At 64.5% G+C, this 16,199-nt stretch carries 16 protein-coding genes; 8 read left to right on the top strand and 8 right to left on the bottom strand.

The window, feature by feature from the left end; genetic code table 11:
* The first annotated feature begins 131 nt into the window (after positions 1-131).
* Positions 132-278, top strand: a complete 147-nt coding sequence (locus tag CHB88_RS25225) for a hypothetical protein (RefSeq protein ID WP_176442543.1) — start codon at positions 132-134, stop codon at positions 276-278.
* 43 nt (positions 279-321) lie between these two features.
* On the opposite strand, the gene CHB88_RS17805 is transcribed toward CHB88_RS25225, so the two are convergent.
* Complete coding sequence (locus CHB88_RS17805; RefSeq protein WP_245845047.1) at positions 322-1,314, bottom strand: tripartite tricarboxylate transporter substrate binding protein; 993 nt, start codon at positions 1,312-1,314, stop codon at positions 322-324.
* A gap of 154 nt (positions 1,315-1,468) precedes the next feature.
* Between CHB88_RS17805 and CHB88_RS17800 the strand changes: the two genes are divergently transcribed.
* Positions 1,469-1,705, top strand: a complete 237-nt coding sequence (locus tag CHB88_RS17800) for a hypothetical protein (RefSeq protein WP_089400692.1) — start codon at positions 1,469-1,471, stop codon at positions 1,703-1,705.
* 94 nt (positions 1,706-1,799) lie between these two features.
* On the opposite strand, the gene CHB88_RS17795 is transcribed toward CHB88_RS17800, so the two are convergent.
* From CHB88_RS17795 to CHB88_RS17770, 6 genes are all read right to left on the bottom strand, one after another.
* Entirely contained in the window at positions 1,800-2,819 is a 1,020-nt protein-coding gene (locus CHB88_RS17795; protein WP_176442542.1) for a L,D-transpeptidase Cds6 family protein, read from the bottom strand.
* Between the two features lie 296 nt (positions 2,820-3,115).
* On the bottom strand, positions 3,116-3,463 hold the full coding sequence (locus CHB88_RS17790; protein ID WP_089400690.1) for a cupin domain-containing protein: 348 nt from the start codon (positions 3,461-3,463) through the stop codon (positions 3,116-3,118).
* Positions 3,460-4,443, bottom strand: coding sequence for a quinone oxidoreductase family protein (locus CHB88_RS17785; protein ID WP_089400689.1), 984 nt, complete (start codon positions 4,441-4,443; stop codon positions 3,460-3,462). Before CHB88_RS17785 ends, CHB88_RS17790 begins: the two co-directional genes overlap by 4 nt.
* 20 nt (positions 4,444-4,463) lie before the next feature.
* Complete coding sequence (locus CHB88_RS17780; protein WP_089400688.1) at positions 4,464-5,375, bottom strand: beta-keto acid cleavage family enzyme; 912 nt, start codon at positions 5,373-5,375, stop codon at positions 4,464-4,466.
* On the bottom strand, positions 5,372-6,145 hold the full coding sequence (locus CHB88_RS17775; RefSeq protein ID WP_176442541.1) for an SDR family NAD(P)-dependent oxidoreductase: 774 nt from the start codon (positions 6,143-6,145) through the stop codon (positions 5,372-5,374). Before CHB88_RS17775 ends, CHB88_RS17780 begins: the two co-directional genes overlap by 4 nt.
* Positions 6,146-6,170: 25 nt before the next feature.
* Positions 6,171-7,115, bottom strand: coding sequence for a dioxygenase family protein (locus CHB88_RS17770; RefSeq protein WP_089400687.1), 945 nt, complete (start codon positions 7,113-7,115; stop codon positions 6,171-6,173).
* 145 nt (positions 7,116-7,260) lie between these two features.
* Between CHB88_RS17770 and CHB88_RS17765 the strand changes: the two genes are divergently transcribed.
* The 6 genes from CHB88_RS17765 to CHB88_RS17745 all read left to right on the top strand — a co-directional run bounded on the left by CHB88_RS17765 (position 7,261) and on the right by CHB88_RS17745 (position 13,704).
* Complete coding sequence (locus CHB88_RS17765; protein WP_089400686.1) at positions 7,261-8,313, top strand: LacI family DNA-binding transcriptional regulator; 1,053 nt, start codon at positions 7,261-7,263, stop codon at positions 8,311-8,313.
* A 46-nt stretch (positions 8,314-8,359) separates the two neighbouring features.
* Positions 8,360-9,382: an ABC transporter substrate-binding protein gene (locus CHB88_RS17760; protein ID WP_089400685.1), complete on the top strand. Its 1,023-nt coding sequence runs from the start codon at positions 8,360-8,362 to the stop codon at positions 9,380-9,382.
* A 111-nt stretch (positions 9,383-9,493) separates the two neighbouring features.
* Positions 9,494-9,955, top strand: a complete 462-nt coding sequence (locus CHB88_RS17755; protein WP_089400754.1) for a (2Fe-2S)-binding protein — start codon at positions 9,494-9,496, stop codon at positions 9,953-9,955.
* On the top strand, positions 9,952-12,192 hold the full coding sequence (locus CHB88_RS17750) for a xanthine dehydrogenase family protein molybdopterin-binding subunit (RefSeq protein WP_089400684.1): 2,241 nt from the start codon (positions 9,952-9,954) through the stop codon (positions 12,190-12,192). The genes CHB88_RS17755 and CHB88_RS17750 overlap by 4 nt, the downstream gene beginning before the upstream one ends.
* Positions 12,193-12,718: 526 nt before the next feature.
* On the top strand, positions 12,719-13,144 hold the full coding sequence (locus CHB88_RS24695) for a hypothetical protein (protein WP_143131346.1): 426 nt from the start codon (positions 12,719-12,721) through the stop codon (positions 13,142-13,144).
* A gap of 302 nt (positions 13,145-13,446) precedes the next feature.
* Positions 13,447-13,704 (top strand): hypothetical protein, encoded by a 258-nt coding sequence (locus CHB88_RS17745; protein WP_089400683.1) that lies wholly within the window; start codon positions 13,447-13,449, stop codon positions 13,702-13,704.
* 98 nt (positions 13,705-13,802) lie between these two features.
* Here CHB88_RS17745 and CHB88_RS17740 read toward each other — a convergent pair whose 3' ends face one another.
* On the bottom strand, positions 13,803-16,148 hold the full coding sequence (locus tag CHB88_RS17740) for a TonB-dependent receptor (RefSeq protein WP_089400753.1): 2,346 nt from the start codon (positions 16,146-16,148) through the stop codon (positions 13,803-13,805).
* Positions 16,149-16,199 lie beyond the last annotated feature (51 nt).

Genomic DNA, 16,199 nt, shown 5'->3' with positions numbered 1-16,199 from the left:
CTCTTAATAAGGCGTTTTTCTTATCCGACGCAATTATTTTTCTCGATGTTAACAAGCAGGCATTGCTTGTCTTCACTGCTTTAGTACAATCCATGCTGGAAATTCGATTGTCATATCTCAATGAGGCAGGCATGGAAAAGACTATCAGCAACGCAGAAGCACTGAACCACGACGCAAAGGGCTTCAACTTCGCCAAGCTGCAAGCCGTTCTGTGCATGGCTGCTTCAGCCGCGGTGAGCATCAGCCTGCTGGTCTGGGCCTGCAAGAGCTTCCTCTGACGCCTCACCCGTTTTCCTGCTCCGGCGCGACTGTCCTTCCCTCCTAGTCGGCGCGGATATTTCCCTCCCGGATCACTTTTCCCCATTTTTCGATTTCGCTGCGCATGGTTGCGCCGAAATCGGCTGGCGACCCCGTCACCGGCACGGCGCCTTCGGCAGACAGTGAAGCGCGCAAGCGTTCCGATGTCAACGCCCTGGCGATCTGTCCATGAATCTCCCGGACCACCGGCTGCGGCGTTCCCTTGGGCGCGAGGATGCCGTAGGTCAGCGTGCTTTCGTAGCCCGGCAGGCCGGCTTCCGCCATGGTCGGCACGTTCGGCAATAGCGGGCTGCGGCTCCTGCCGGTAACGGCGATGGGGCGCAGCTTGCCGGACTGAATATGCTGCAGCAGTCCCGGAATCACGCCAAAGCTCATCTGTACCTGGCCGCCGAGCAGATCGGTGGTCGCCGGGGCGGTGCCCTTGTAAGGAATGTGGGTCAGGCGGATGCCGGCCATGCGGGCGAACATTTCGCCCGACAAGTGGGAGCCGGTGCCGCTGCCGCTGGATGCGTAATTGATTTCCCCCGGCCTGGCCTTCGCCAGCGCGATCAGTTCCGTCAGGTGGGCCGCCTTCACGCCGGGATGCACCGCCAGCACCAGCGGTGTCGAGGCCACCATGCTGACCGGCTCGAAATCCTTCAGCGGATCGTAGGGCAAGTTGGCGCCGTAAAGGCCGGGATTGATCGCTAGCGTGCCGGTATGCCCGAGCAGCAGCGTGTAACCGTCAGGCGCAGAGCGCGCCGCGGCAGCGGTGCCGATATTGCCGCCGGCCCCGGGCCGGTTGTCGATGATGACCTGCTGCTTCCAGCTTTCCGACAGCATCTGGCCGATCTGGCGCGCGAAGGCGTCGTTGCCGCCGCCCGGCGTGAAGGGCACGATGATCTTGACCGGCTTGGCGGGAAAGCCCGCCTGCGCCCGGGCGGCCGGGACAGCCGCCGCCAGCATGAGCACGGCAAGGCCGCAGGCAGCGCTGCGGCGCTGGCGATCGATGGGCATCCTGTCTCCTTGCAGTCGTTTTTCCGGGATGCCCATTATAAGAGCCGACAGGCAGTCAGCGAAGGCCGGGGTTAGCGCTGCATCAAGCGATTTTTGCATCCAGGCAAGACTCGTTTCGGCGATAATTCCTGTCCGCCAAGAAATACGCCGAAAAATGAAGAAGACACGACGAGCGGCCGCATTCATCTGGCAGCGCGGCTACCGCGGCCATACGCTTTGGCACAAGGAGGAATGTGTCGGCCGCATCAGCCTGGGCCAGACCGATGATTGGGATGGGGTGTATCGCTGCCAGGCCGGCACCCTGACTGGCGAGACCACGTCGCTCAAGGAAGCCAAGCGCTGGATCAGGGAAAAGGCAAAACTCAACCTGGTGCAGTTGTCGCTGTTTTAGCGCAGGGATGAACGAGCCAGGGCTGCGCCGGCTTGCGGCGCACGAGCTGACTCTTCCGGCTCCGCAGCATGAACTATCCCGGTGCAAGCCGGCGTCACGCGCCCGAATTTTCCTTGATGATTACCCAGCGCCCGGCCTGTTTTTCCAGCACCAGCGTCTTCGGGCTGCGCTCGGCGAGCCGGCCGGCACGGTAGATCTGCTCGAACCGCACGGTGGCGGTATCGCCGTTCCACTCTACCCGCGGCGTTTGCACCGTAACGCTGATGTCCTTCTTGTTCTCGATGCGGTCGGTGCGCCGGCTTTTCCACTGCTCCCGGCTCATGCCCTGAGGCGGCGCGAAGCGGTCGCCATAGGCGAAGAAATAGCCTTTCAGATCGCGGTTGCTCCAGGCGGCCGCCCAGCGCCTTACGGCATCCAGCACCTCGCCGTCCGGCCCGGCCGCGCCGCCGGACTGGCCGCGTGATGTGACGGATAACTCGCGGGGAGTGGCGGCGACGTTGGCCACCGAGGATGCGGCGGCCGGCGACTGCGCCTGCTGCATGGCGCGTATGCCTGCCAGCTTGCTGTCGATGCCGCTCGCCTTGGGCTCCAGCAGCTTGACCGTCTCATAGGTTTTCCGCGCCAGCCGCAGGTATTCCTCGCGCCTGACGCTATCGCCGACGCGGCGGGCCAGTTCGGCGTAGACATCGGCCAGGTTTTCCTGCGCCACCGCATAGCCGGGATTGATCGACACCGCCTTCTCCAAAACGGCGCGCGCCCTGTCGAGCTGCTGCCGGGCTGCCAGCACCACCGCCAGGTTGTTGTAGGGCTCGACCAGGTTGGGATATTTTTCGGTGAGCTGGGTGAAGGCTTCGATGGCGGCATCCTGTTCGCCGCGCTCGATGCGCACGACGCCGAGCAGGAACAGCAGCTCGGAGTCATTGGGTTTGGCCTTCAGGAGGTCGTTGACCGTTTTCAGCGCCTGGTCGTAATCGCGCGCACGGAGCAGGCCATTGACTTTTTCGGCGTCCGGCGACGGTGCCGCGGGCGCCTGCTGCGCCAGGACCGGCCCCGCAAGCGTAGCCAGCAAGGCCGCCATGCCGGTAAAGCGCGGCAGCGAAAATCCACCTGACATCCGCGCGATCAATCGCGGTAAAGCGGCTAACCGATTTTCCATCCTGGGCTCCCGATCTGAAATGCGCTGCTGCGTCTGGCTTGCCGTTGCCTCGCCTGTCGTCACTCGTCACTCAGTCGATACTTGGCTTCAAGGCAACGGTTCGTGGATTATCGAACCGCCTGCAGGCAAGCGATAGATGACTTTTGGCAGGGTGGAACGGCGCCGGGGGCCGGGCGGGATCGGACGCCAGTGCTGCGCGGCGCCGGGAAGGACGATGGGGAGAAGGAAAGCGCCGGCGTGAGCCGGCGCTGCGGTCAGGCCAGCGGCATGGCCAGCAGGACGATGGCCGGCAGATTGGTATGGTTGAACAGCTGGCGCTTTTCGCCCGGTGCGATGCGGCAGGAGTCGAACCTGCCCAGCTTCTGCTCCGACAGCACGCCGTCGAGCTCGGTGCGGATGGTCAGCTCGCCTTCCAGCACCACGTAGTGCTTCTCCACCGGCGAGCCGTCCAGGCTGGTGCCGCCGCCCGGCAGCAGCTGCGACATGCCCAGCCACAGCTTGTCGCTCGGGCCGGCTTCCTTGCCTTGCAAGCGCAGGCAGCGCATGTCGTCATGGTTGGGCGCGAAATAGGTCGGCGCCTCGGCGATCCGGGTCAGGTTCATAGTTCGAGCATCACCCTTTCCTTGCTGCCCGACATGACCTTCTTGTAGGCGGTCACGGCGTCGTCCAGGGTGTGCACGTTTTCCGGGTTGACCGGGAAGGCTTGCAGCGTGCCCTGCTCGAAGCCGGGCCGCATCTGGTCGAGCAGCACGGCGCACTGGGTCGCATCCAGCGCCAGGGTGTCGATGCCGACGAAGGTGTGCTGGCCGCGGTAGAAGGCAAGGATGTCGAAGGGAATGGCGCGATCCAGGGTGGCGATCAGGATCTGCGTCGCGCCGATCGCCATGGACGCATTCGCGGCGGCGAAGTAGGGGCTGCCGACGGTGTTGTAGACCAGGTTCGCGCCCTTGCCGCCGGTATGGTCGCGCACGTACTGGTTGACGTCGGTGGTGCTGGCATTGATCAGGTGGATCTTGCCGTTGGCATGGCCGCCATAGGGTTGGGACGAGCGCTCCACCGCGAATACCGTGGCGCCGGCCTGGGTGGCGAGCTGGATCGCGGCCTGGCCGACCTTGCCGTTGGCGCCGAAGATCAGCACGTTGTCGCCGGCCTTGGGCATGCCGCTGCGGCGGAAGCCTTCATAGGCAGTGACGAAGGGCACGCCGACGGCGCCGGCGGCCTGCAGCGTGATGCCGGCCGGCTTCTCGCGCACTGCCGACTCCGGCAGCACCAGGTAGTTGGCATGGGTGCCGTTGCGGCGGATGCCGACGTCGCCGCCGGTGCCCCACACTTCCTTGCCGATCAGGGCCGACGGGCCCTGCACCACCACGCCGGCGTAATCGCGGCCGGGAGTGCGCGGCCAGGTGGCGTGCGGCATCATGCCGAGCATGGCCTTGACGTCGCTCGGGTTGATGCCGGCGCTTTTGACTTCGACCACGACTTCGCCGGCCTTTGCCTGAGGCACCGGGACGTCGATCAGGTCCACCTCGAGCGCCTCGAGGGACGGGGATTTTTGCGTAACGCGGATGGCGCGGGACTTCATGCGTGGATTCTCGCTTCGATTCAGGAAACGGCGACCATGGGGCGCCGGGTGTCAGTCAGGCCGATGATTTCTCGGGCTTCGCGCGGGCTGGCGATCTGGCCGCCCAGGTATTCGGTGATCTGGCGCGCGCGCTGCACCAGCTCGGCATTGCTCTTGGCGAGCACGCCCTTCTCGAGGTAGATGTTGTCTTCCATGCCGACGCGCAGGTGGCCGCCCATCAGCCAGGCTTGGGCGACGATGGGAAACTCGGTGCGGCCGATGCCGAAGGCGGACCAGATGGCGCCCGGCGGCAGCATGTTCCGCGCATACATCACGGTTTCCGGCGTCGCCGCGAAGCCGTACTTCACGCCGAGCACGAAGGTGTAGAGGCCGGGGCCGTCCAGCGTGCCGTCCTTGATCAGGTCCAGCGCCAGGTTGAGGTCGCCGGAGTCGAAGATCTCCAGCTCCGGCTTCACGCCGGCGGCGCGCATGGCCTGCGCCATCTTGCGCACGTTCTTCGGCGTGTTGATCACCACGTCCGGGCCGCTGTTCATGGTGTTCAGGTCGAGCGAGCAGATGTCCGGCTTGAGCATCTCCACATGGCGGATGCGCTCCAGCGGCGGCAGCAGCGAAGTGCCCGGCGCATACACCTTGGGATCATCCTCGCTCGGCACGAAGCGGCCGCCCGGGCCGGTGGTGAGGTTGATGATCAGCTCCGGCGACTTCGCGCGAATGCGTTCCATCACCTCGCGGTAATGTTCGACCGCCATCGACGGCTTGCCGGTCTGCGGGTCGCGCACATGAATGTGCACCGCCGCCGCGCCCGCCGCTTCGGCGGCGAGGCATTCGTCGGCGATCTGCTGCGGCGTGATCGGCAGGTGCGGCGTCTGTTCCGGCTTGACGAGATTGCCGGTGACGGCGCAGGTGATGAAGGTTTTTCCGGAAAAATTCATAGCGAGCGTCCTCCGTCGACGACGATGGTGTTGCCGGTCGAAAAGCGCAGCGTGGTGGCGCAGGCTTCGATGGCGGCGGCGACATCCTCCACCGTGCCGACCCGCTTGAGCGGCATGGTGGCGGCGGTCTTGGCGTTGAAATCGGGGCCGCGGCCCGGCACGAAAGTGGAGTCGACCACGCCCGGTGAGACCGTCAGCACCCGCACCTGGGGCGCCAGGCTGCGCGCCAGCGATTTGCCGAGCACGTCGATGCCGGCCTTGGCGGCGGCATAGGCGAGGTTGCTGCCGACGCCGGTGAAGCCGGCGATGGAAGACACGTTCACCACGAGGCCGTCCGGCGCTGCCTTCAGGAGCGGCACGAAGGCGCGGATGGTGGCGAACACGCCGCGCCAGTTGGCGGCGAAGATGTCGTCGATCAGTTCGTCGGTCAGCGCTTCCAGGTCGGCCGCCGGCACCGGCTTGGTGAAGCCGGCGGTGTTGACCAGGATGTCGGCGCGGCCGAACTGTTCCTTCACCTGCTCGGCGGCGCGCTTGAGCTGGGCGCTGTCGGTGATCGATGCCACCACCTGGCCATGCTTGCCCGGCAGGGTGGCGAGGAAGGCGCGCGCCTCGTCCTCGCTGCCACGGTGCAGCACCACCACGCTGGCGCCGAGTTCGGCGAAGCGGCGGGCGCTGGCTTGGCCGATGGCGCCCATGCCGCCGGCGATGACGGCGACAACGCCGTCCAGGCGGTTGCGCGGCGCGCGTTCGATATCAGTCTGATTTTCCATGCGTCTCGGATCTGTGGTTGGTTATTCAGGGGATGGGAGGAGCCGGGAATTTCTGCTCGCCCGGTTCCAGGATGAAGTCGTATTGCAGGGTGGCGCGGCGCTGTCCCTTTTCATCGGTGGTTTCCGCGAAGCGGCCCACCAGCGACTGCACCACCGCGAATACCACGTCGGAGTTGAGATGCTCGGCATCGTCCGCAAACACCTGGGTGACGAGCGTGCGGTAGCCCGGCGCCGAGACCATGAAGTGCACATGGGCCGGGCGGTAGGGATGGCGGTTCTGCGCCCGCAGCAGTTCGCCGCAGGGGCCGTCGGTCGGCACCGGGTAGCCGGCCGGGCGCACCGAGCGCAGGGAGTAGCGCCCCTCGGCATCGGTGGTGAACACGCCGCGCAGGTTCATGTTCGGCTGGCTCGGATCCTGGTTCTCGTAATAGCCGATCGGATCGGCATGCCAGACGTCGACATGGGCGCCGGCGATCGGCTTGCCCTGCTTGTCCAGCACGCGGCCGCTGATGGCGAGCGGAATGCCATGGGTGGCGCTCTCACCGCGGGCGATGTTGTCGCCGTTCTCGCAATGTGGCGCATTGGCGCGCCAGAACGGTCCCAGCAGGGCGGACGCGGTGGCGTCGTCGCCGCGGTGATTGTTGATCAGCGACACCATGCTGGAAATACCGAGGATATCGGCCAGCAGCACCGCTTCATTGGTCTTCTCGCCGGTGGCCTTGCCGATGCGCACGAGGAAGTCCAGGCCTTTCTCGAATTCCTCTTCGGTCAGCCGGGTTTCCTGGACGAAGGCGTGGGCATGCCTGACCAGGCTGGTGACGATTTCCAGCAGGCGCGGGTCGGTCGTGCCGGCCATGGCTTTCAGGACGATGGGGGTCAGCGAAGCTTCGTCGGTGACGATGCCTTCGGTGGACGAATGGGCCGGCGCCTGGATGCCGGCAGCATTGCGATCAGGTGCAGAAACGGTCATGGCGGCTTTCCTCTTTGTGCAAACGTGTGCATAATAGGCCCGAGCCTTTTTGCATGTCAATCCAGAAGAACGAGATTCATCGTAGAATCCCTCAGGCATTTGCTTAGTATCGCTATTGACGAATTGAAAGCAATCGATTGCACGAATGACCGACACCCTTGCGCCACGCCGGCGCCCTACCATCCGTGACGTTGCCCAGCATGCGGACGTCAACGCTTCCACCGTTTCCCGTGCCCTGAATCCGGACACGCGGCATCTGCTGGGCGAGGAAGTGGTGAAGCGGGTGCTGGAATCGGCACGCCATCTCGGCTACCGGCCGAACAAGGCAGCGGCGGCCCTACGCGGCGGCCGCTCGCACCTGATCGGCATGCTGCTGCCGGATATCACCAATCCGGTGTTTCCGCCCATCGTGCGCGGACTGGAAGAGGAATTGCGCGGCCACGGCTTCTCGGTCATGGTCGCCAGCAGCGGCGGCAACAGCGCCGAGCAGGACCAGCTGCTGGAGCGGATGATGGGCAGCATGGTGGACGGCCTCGTGATCGCCACCGCCTCGCGCCAGGATTATCTGGTACAGCGCTGCCTGCAGGAAAACATGCCGGCGGTGCTGGTGAATCGCGGCGAGGATGCGCGCCATGTGCCGGAAGTGGTGAACGACGACTTCCTGTCGATGAAGCTGGCGGTCGACCATCTGCTGGCGCTCGGCCATGCATGCATCGCTCATTTGTCCGGTCCGGCCCGCCTCGCCACCGGCGCCGGGCGCAGCCTCGGCTTCCGACTGGCGATGGAAGCGGCTGATGCCGAGGGCATCGAGCTGGCCTGCGCCGAATTCACGCGCGAGGCGGGCGCCCTCGCCTGCGCCGCCCTGCTCGACCGACATGCCGGCATCACCGCCATCGTCGCCGCCAACGATCTGATCGCCCTCGGCTGCTACGACACCCTGAAGGCGCGCGGCCTGCGCTGCCCGCAGGATATTTCCATCATCGGCCACAACGACATGCCGCTGGTCGACATGCTGGATCCGCCGCTGACCACCCTGCGCATCCAGCACCTGGAGATGGGTCGCCAGGCGGCGAGGCTGCTGCTCAACCATTTACAGAATCCGGGGACAACACCGGTACGCATCACCCTCGCGCCGCAACTGATGGCGCGCGGTTCCACCGCTCCGCCTGCACGCCGGCACAATCCGGCGACGGGCTAGGCCGCACCCTAACCACACCACACCCCATCATGAGGAGGAGACACCCATGAAGCTGCAACACCTGCCCCGCCTGTGCCTGAGCGTACTGGCCGCCTCGTTCGTCCATTTGTCGGCCCAGGCCCAGGCCCCGGCTGCGCCGACGCCGGCCGCCCCGGCGCTGAAGCCGCTCAAGCTGATCGTCTTCGACGGCGGCTGGAACCTGCCGCTCTGGGCCGCCCAGCGCCAGGGCTATTTCAATGAAGCCAAGCTGGCCGTCGACATGACCAACACGCCGAACTCGGTGGTGCTGGTGAAGGGCATCATGGAAGGCCGCTACGACATCGCTTTCGCCGGCATCGACAACGTCATCGGCTATCAGGAAGGCCAGGGCGAGGTGCCGCTCGAGAATCCGGACATGTTCGCCTTCATGGGCGGCGACAACGGCATGCTGTCGGTGATGGCGGCACCGGCCATCAGGAAGGGCGAAGACCTGAAGGGCAAGTCGCTGTCGGTGGACGCGATGAACACCGGCTTCGCCTTCGTGCTGCGCGACTTCGTGGCGCGCAGCGGTCTGTCGCAGGATGATGTCAAGTTCGTGCGCGCCGGCAGCACCTCGAACCGCTTCAAGACCCTGCTCGCCGGCGAGAACGACGCCACCCTGCTGCGCACGCCGTTCGACCTGATGGCCAAGGAGAAAGGTTTCACCGAGCTGGCAGCCGGAAAGTCGCTCGGCAACTATCAGGGCACGGTGGGCCTGACCACCCGCCGCTGGGCTGCTCAGAACGAGGATGCGCTGGTGAATTTCATCCGGGCCTACCGCAAGGGACTGGAGTTCATCTACGATCCGAAGAACCGGGCGATTTCGGAAGCGCTGCTGGTGGCCAATACCCGCGACATCACGCCGGAACTGGCCAAGTCGGCCCTGACCCAGCTGCTGGAAAACGGCCTGCAGCGCAATCCCGCCTTCAACGTGGAAGGCATCCGCACCGTGCTGGCCCTGCGCAGCAAGTACGGCACGCCGCAGAAGCAGCTGACCGATCCGATGAAATACATCGATAGCCGCTACCTGGAAAAGGCAGGCACGCAGTAACCGGCTGACCGGCTGCGGCGGACCGGGCGCTTGAAGCGTTCGGCCCGCCGCAGCCGGCTTTTCCTTTTTGGATGCCGGTTCGCGGCATCCGATTCGAACAGCGAGACCCTCATGAGCATCTCCGTCAAAGTCAACGGCCGGCAGCGCCAGAGCGACGCCGAGGCCGACACTCCCCTTCTCTACGTCCTGCGCAACGACCTGGAACTGAACGGCGCCAAGTTTGGCTGCGGCATGGCGCAGTGCGGCGCCTGCACGGTGCACGTCGACGGCAACGCGGTGCGCTCCTGCGTCACCCCGGCTTCCGCCGTAGCCGGCAAGGAAGTTACCACCATCGAAGGCATTGGCAGCGCCGACAAGCTGCATCCGCTGCAGCGCGCCTTCATCGAGGAACAGGCGGCGCAGTGCGGCTACTGCAGCGCCGGCATGATCATGTCGGCCAAGGCCCTGCTCGACCGCAATCCGCTGCCCACGCCGGACCAGGTGCGCGAGGCGCTCGCCGGCAACCTGTGCCGCTGCGGCACCCACACCCGCATCGTCCGCGCCGTGCTGCGCGCGGCCAGGGAGATGGCATGAAGAACCGCATCCTTTCCCATGACGCCTCGCGCCGCAGCTTCCTCAAGCGCAGCGGCGCGCTGACCATCGGCTTTACCCTCTTTCCCGTGCTGCAGGCCGACGCGCAGCAAGGCCCGGCCAATGCCATGAAGCCGGTCACCGATGAGGCCGGCCATCGCTTCGACAGCTGGCTGCGGCTCAACCGCGACGGCAGCGTGGTTTTCTACACCGGCAAGGTAGAGCTCGGCCAGGGCATCCTCACCGCCTTCTCGCAGATCGTGGGCGATGAGCTCGACGTCGCCATGACGCGCCTGCGCATCGTCTCCGGCGATACCGCCCAGGGGCCGAACGAAGGCGTAACGTCCGGCAGCCAGTCGGTGGAAGTCGGCGGCCGCGCGCTGCGCACCGCCTGCGCCAAGGCGCGCGCCCGGCTGCTGCAGGCGGCCTCGCAGAAGCTCGGCGCGCCGGCCACGGCGTTGAAGGTGGCGGACGGACGCATCAGCGCGCCGGACGGCAAGACGGTCACCTACTGGCAGCTGCTCGGCGAAGACCTGGAAACCGCCGCGCCGGCGGAAGCGCCGGCCAAGCCGGTGGCGCAGTATCAGCTGGTCGGCACCTCGGTGCCGCGCCGCGACATTCCGGGCAAGGTCACCGGCGCGCCCGCGTATTTGCAGGACATGCGGCTGCCCGGCATGCTGTTCGCCCGCGTGGTGCGGCCGGCCTCGCCCGGCGCGAAGCTGCTCTCCTTCGATGAGGCCGGCGTGAAAGCCCTGCCCGGCGTGGTCGCGGTGCTGCGCGACGGCAGCTACCTGGCGGTGGCGGCAAAGCGCGAGGAACAGGCGATCAAGGCCATGCGCGCGCTCAAGGCGAGCGCCAAGTGGGAAGAAACCGACAGCCTGCCGCCATCCGGCATGGACTTGGTCGCCGCCATGATAAGCGCCATGCCGGTGCAGACCACCGTCATCAACGAGAAAAAGGGCGAAACGCCGGCCGGCGCGAAAACCCTGGAGGCGCTTTATAGCCGGCCCTATCAGGCGCATGCCTCGATCGGCCCATCCTGCTCGGTGGCCCGCTTCAGCGACGGCAAGATGGAAGTCTGGAGCCATACCCAGGGTGTCTTCAACCTGCGCACCGATTTGTCGAAGGTGCTCGGCCTGCCGCTGCAGAACGTGATCGTGCGGCACCGGGAAAGCGCCGGCTGCTATGGCCACAACGCGGCCGACGATGCGGCGCTGGACGCGGCGCTGCTGGCGCGCGCCCTGCCCGGCACGCCGATCAAGCTGCAGCTGATGCGCGAGGATGAATTCGGTTGGGAGCCGTTCGGCTCGGCGATGGCCATGCGCCTGCGCGGCGCGGTGGACGGCTCCGGCCGCATCGTCGACTGGCAGCACGAGGTCTGGAGCCAGCCGCACTCGATGCGTCCTGGCGACAGCGACGGCATCAACCTGCTGTCGAGCTGGTATCTGGCGCAGCCGTTCAAGGCGGCAAGCGCGAAGAACGTGCCGCCGCCGTCCGGCGGCAGCGACCGCAATGCCGTGCCGCTGTACAAATTCCCGCAGCAGAAGGTGGTGAACCATCTGATCACCTCGGCGCCGCTGCGCGCCTCCTCGCTGCGCACCTTGGGCGCCTACGGCAACGTGTTTGCGCTGGAAAGCTTCATGGACGAGATGGCGGCGCTGGCCGGCGTCGACCCGGTGGAATTCCGCCTGCGCCATCTGGAGGATCCGCGCGCGCGCGCGGTGATCCAGGCGGTGGCCGACAAGGCGCAATGGAGCAGCCAGCCAGCGCGCGGCAGCCTGCAGGGCCGCGGCATCGCCTTTTCCCAGTACAAGAACCAGGCGTCGTATGTGGCGGTGATCGCCGACGTCGCGGTCGACCGCGCCAGCGGCGATGTCCGGGTCTCGCGTCTGACGGCGGCGGTGGATGCCGGCCTGGTGGTCAATCCGGACGGCTTGCGCAACCAGATCGAAGGCGGCCTGATCCAGTCGGCCAGCTGGACGCTGCGCGAAGCGATCGGCTTCGACCGCCGCCGCGTCACCACCGCATCCTGGGCAGACTATCCCGCCCTGCGCTTCCCCGATGTGCCGGCGGTGGACGTGGTGCTGATCGACCGGCCCGACCGGCCCTCGCTCGGCGTGGGCGAAGGCGCCCAGGGTCCGGCGGCGGCGGCGATCGGCAATGCGCTGGCGAATGCGTTGGGCAAGCGGTTGCGTGACCTGCCGTTTAATGCAGCGGGCGTGAAGGCGTTGATAGCTTGAACTGACTTCATGGATGTGCCCCGGTCGATTACGGCCAGGGCACATGGCGCCACGTTGAAGCAATTGTTCTCCCCGGCTGATGCTAATGGTTCATCGCGCAGAGCAACACCTCGCCATCGAACGCAGATCCACTCACATCCGTTGGCCTTGTCCAGGCATGTCAGCCATGCGCGAATGAGATTGATACCAGATTCGATAAGACTGCCCCCTTTCGCCAACGCCATCGCTCGACCAGCATGAATTCAATTAACAGTCGGCTGCGCATCGAGGGAATTCCAATGGTTGTTGGCTTAGGAACGGCCAAATACCGAAAACCTGGGACTATCAATCAGAGTTTGATCAGCAGATAATCCTGATGCTGCCTGTAACCCGATAAGGCATCGTCCCAAATCCATAAAGCTGAATACTTCTTCTACGGCAATTGGCATTTAATTTGCTCTTTGGAATGGAGTCAAAATTCAATGAGTTGAGAAATTGGACAAAACGTTGCCATCTCGCTCAATCAGCAAAAGGGAGAAATCAAACTATGAGTATCACCGACATCGGATGGGGCACTTCCGCGCTCCCCTCCAGAGGACAAAAGTCCGAAGAAAACAATCCATCGATAAAGGTGCAGGCCGGGGTTATATCTGCGGCAAATCTCACCCCTGTTGCCGCAACCAAAATTCCTCCCAATGTGACACAAGCTCGCATTTGGCTGGACAAGCTTGAAAAGCTTGTTGATGAAAAGGGTTTTCCAGTTCGAGAAACACCATCCAACTCGACTGGCACAGCCCGTGTTTTTGCTGCATTAGATGCCTCCCTTCGACTCTTACGCAAAAATCCAGCTGAAAGGGCAAATGTAGAAGCACTGGTACACAGAGTCATTAAAGCTGCGGAATTAGCGGGCTGGATATCAGAACCCCGGTTTACATGGGCTTCGTTTGTTCAATCAAACAATAGTCAAACCTGATAGACGAGCGATAGACGAGCATTTGAATTCGTCAGAAACAGCATCGGTTATGCCGGCGCGCAAACAATGGGCACCTGTTTAATATTTCGTTAGAAAATGGTGACGCGCTCCAGCATGCCGCAGCAAAAACTGCAGGAAATGGCCAAAAATTACTGGAAAACTAGCGAAACCAGTAACGAATGTCACCCAATCGCGACGTTAAGCGAAATAAACCGCGAAAAGCCCCTCTGTTTTTATGTTTTGCCATTTCTTTTTCCAAGTGGCCGCTCATAGAATCTGGAAACCCTAACTAGGTGCACCGAATGGAAAAAGAAGACGCAATCAAAATCATGCACCACCTGGCGGACAAGCTGGAGGATTCGCTTGCCATCGAGGATCTGGTCTCGCCCTTTGCCGAGTTCATGGCGCATGTGCAGCCCGGCCTGTCGGAGGAAGACTTTGCCTTTCTTGCCACGGTGGGCGCCATGATCTACCGAAGGGGCTCGGAGCATTACGATTCCGGCCTCGAGACCGCCCTGCTCATGGACAGGCTGCGCGCGGTCAAGCTCAACAACTGCTGATGTCTGCCTGACACTTCCCCGATTCTTCTCATCCCGCCATGGCGACACATCACCATGGCGGCCCGCCGGGTTCCACCCGCCGCGCAGTCCTTCATCATTCAAAATCGATAGGCCAGCTCTGCCGTCACCGTCCGTTGCGGGAAGGGATGGAAGAGGAAATAGCGCCTGTCGTTCAAATTGTCGACACCGACTGCCGCGCTCCAGTGGCGGTCGATGCGGTAGCGCAGCCTTGCATCAAATACCACGAAGCCTTCGAAACCCTGATAGGTGGCCGGATTGACATCCGTGTTGTCCACCGTCGCATACAAGCGACTGCTGTACCTGCCTGCCAGGGTGTAAGCCAGCCGCTCGTCCGGACGCCAGGTGGCGACAAGGCTGGCCCGCCATGCCGGCACATAAGGCGTGCGCTTGCCCACTGACGTGGCGCCGGGGGTGGCGGGCACATAGCCGGGATTGTCGGTGATGCGGGCATCGACATAGGTCAGGCTGCCCTGCAGTTCCAATCCCTTGATCAGCACGTCGCGCCGCCCTCCGGACAGTTCCACGCCGCGCTGCCGGGTGCGGCCGATGTTCTGCACGAAGGACACCGGCGCCGCCACGCCGGCCAGACTTGCGGTCTGGGCCACCAGCGCATCCTCGACATGTTCCTCGAACAGCGACAGCCGCCATCTTCCCGCGGCATTCTCATGCGCCAGCGCCAGTTCCGCCGCCAGCACCCGTTCCGGCTTGAGGAAGGGGTTGGCCTGGGTAAAGGTCGAGCCGGTCTGAACGTTCTGATACAGCTCGCCGACGGTCGGGAAGCGCAAGGCCTTGCCGAGCGAACCGGTCAGGCTCCAGTCGCTCGCCGCCTGCCAGGCCAGGGACAGCTTGGGCGACAACCCGCTGGCATCGACTTGGGGCTGGACCACGGGGAAAGCCGTGCCGCTGCCATTGACGGCGAAGTTGTAGCCGTCGTAAGCCTGCCAGCGCTCGTAGCGCGCGCCGATCGTGGCGGCGAGAGCCGGCTGCAGGCGCCAGCTATCCTGCAGCCAGAGCGCCGTGGTGCGGGTCTTGCCGCGCGAATCGCTGAACAGGTTTCCGCGATCCTCGTTGCGCCAGTCGCCGACCGTGTAGGTTGGGCTGGCCAGACGATACTGGTCCCAATGAACGCCGAAGGCGAGCTGATGCTGCCGGGGTCCGGCGCCGGCGCGCCAATCGCCTTTCACATCCAGCGTGGTCCAGCCGGTGCCGGCGGCATCGGTCACCCGACCGGTTCCGCCGCCGGTTGCTGTCGCATACGGGCCGGTGGAAAGCCGGCTGATGTCCTTGCCATAGCGGAAGTCGGTTAAGACCGCTTCCCAGCGCAGCGTCTCGCTTTGCTTTCTCTTCAGCGAGAACGCCTGCATCCAGTGCTCCTGCTCGGCGCTCGCCGCGGAAAACAGGCCGGCGATGGCGGCGGCGCCATAGGCATTGCCGCCGATGTTGACGCTGCCCGATGTGCCACTGTAATAAGCCGAGCCGTTGCCCGACAAATAGCTCTCCGAGCGGCTGCTGGCCTGATTCTGCCAATAGCCGAGGGTGTATCCGAATTCCGTGCCGGGATTGAACGCGTAAGCCAGCTTCAACCGGGCCGAATCCTGTACCGTCTGCGTCAGGCTGCCAGCGCCGATGACCTGGATCGGTCCGCCGGTACGGTTGCGGTCCGCGAAGCCGCCGGCAATCACCGGCAAGGCAGCCCCGGCCGGCGTGCCGGCATTGTTGAGCGTGAGATAGGTCACCGGCTGGCTGAAGCTCGACAGATGGTTGGCGCTCAGCCACCAGGACAGGTCGCCCTGGCGGTTGCCGATGTCCATGCCGACTTGCGCGGCGGGATAGGTATCGTTGGTCCCATACTGGCTGAAACGCTGCTGGCTGGCGCTGGCCTTGATGCCTGCCTCGAAGCCGGCCGGCATGCGGGTGGTGATTTCTGTCACGGCGCCATAGGAATTGCCGGGATAGGCGGCGGAGAAAGGGCCATAGGCGACGTCGATATGGTCTATCTGCTCGGGCGTCACCATGAACCATTGCGGCGACCCGTTCTGATTGTTGTTGTTGACGAGCGCCGAGAGCAGGATGCCATCGACATAGATGAGGCTGCGGGCGCCGGCGTTGATGCCGGTGGTGCGCGTGGCCATGGGCGCCTGGGTATCGCCGGCGTAGCGCTTGCGCACCAGGATGCTCGGCAGGTATTTCAGGGCATCTTCGGTGGTAGCGGCATTGATGGTATCGGTGATGCCGGCGGCATCCAAAGTTTCGACGGTGGCAGGCATCGGCGCAATGCGGCCCGCGGAACCGACACGTGGCGCTTCCACGCGCACGTCGGGCAAAGTCTTTGCGTCGGGCTCGGCCGACAGCGTGGCGGCCGGCGTGGCGCAGGCGAGCGCCAGCAGCGGCCATGGCCGCCGGCGGGATGAGAATGGCTTCATGGTTTTCTCGGGATGAATCGGCAGGCGTCCGCTGCCAGCAAGCGGCAGGCG

Source organism: Noviherbaspirillum humi (genome assembly GCF_900188095.1).
Lineage (GTDB): Bacteria > Pseudomonadota > Gammaproteobacteria > Burkholderiales > Burkholderiaceae_D > Noviherbaspirillum > Noviherbaspirillum humi.
This window is presented reverse-complemented; position numbering and strand designations above follow the sequence as displayed.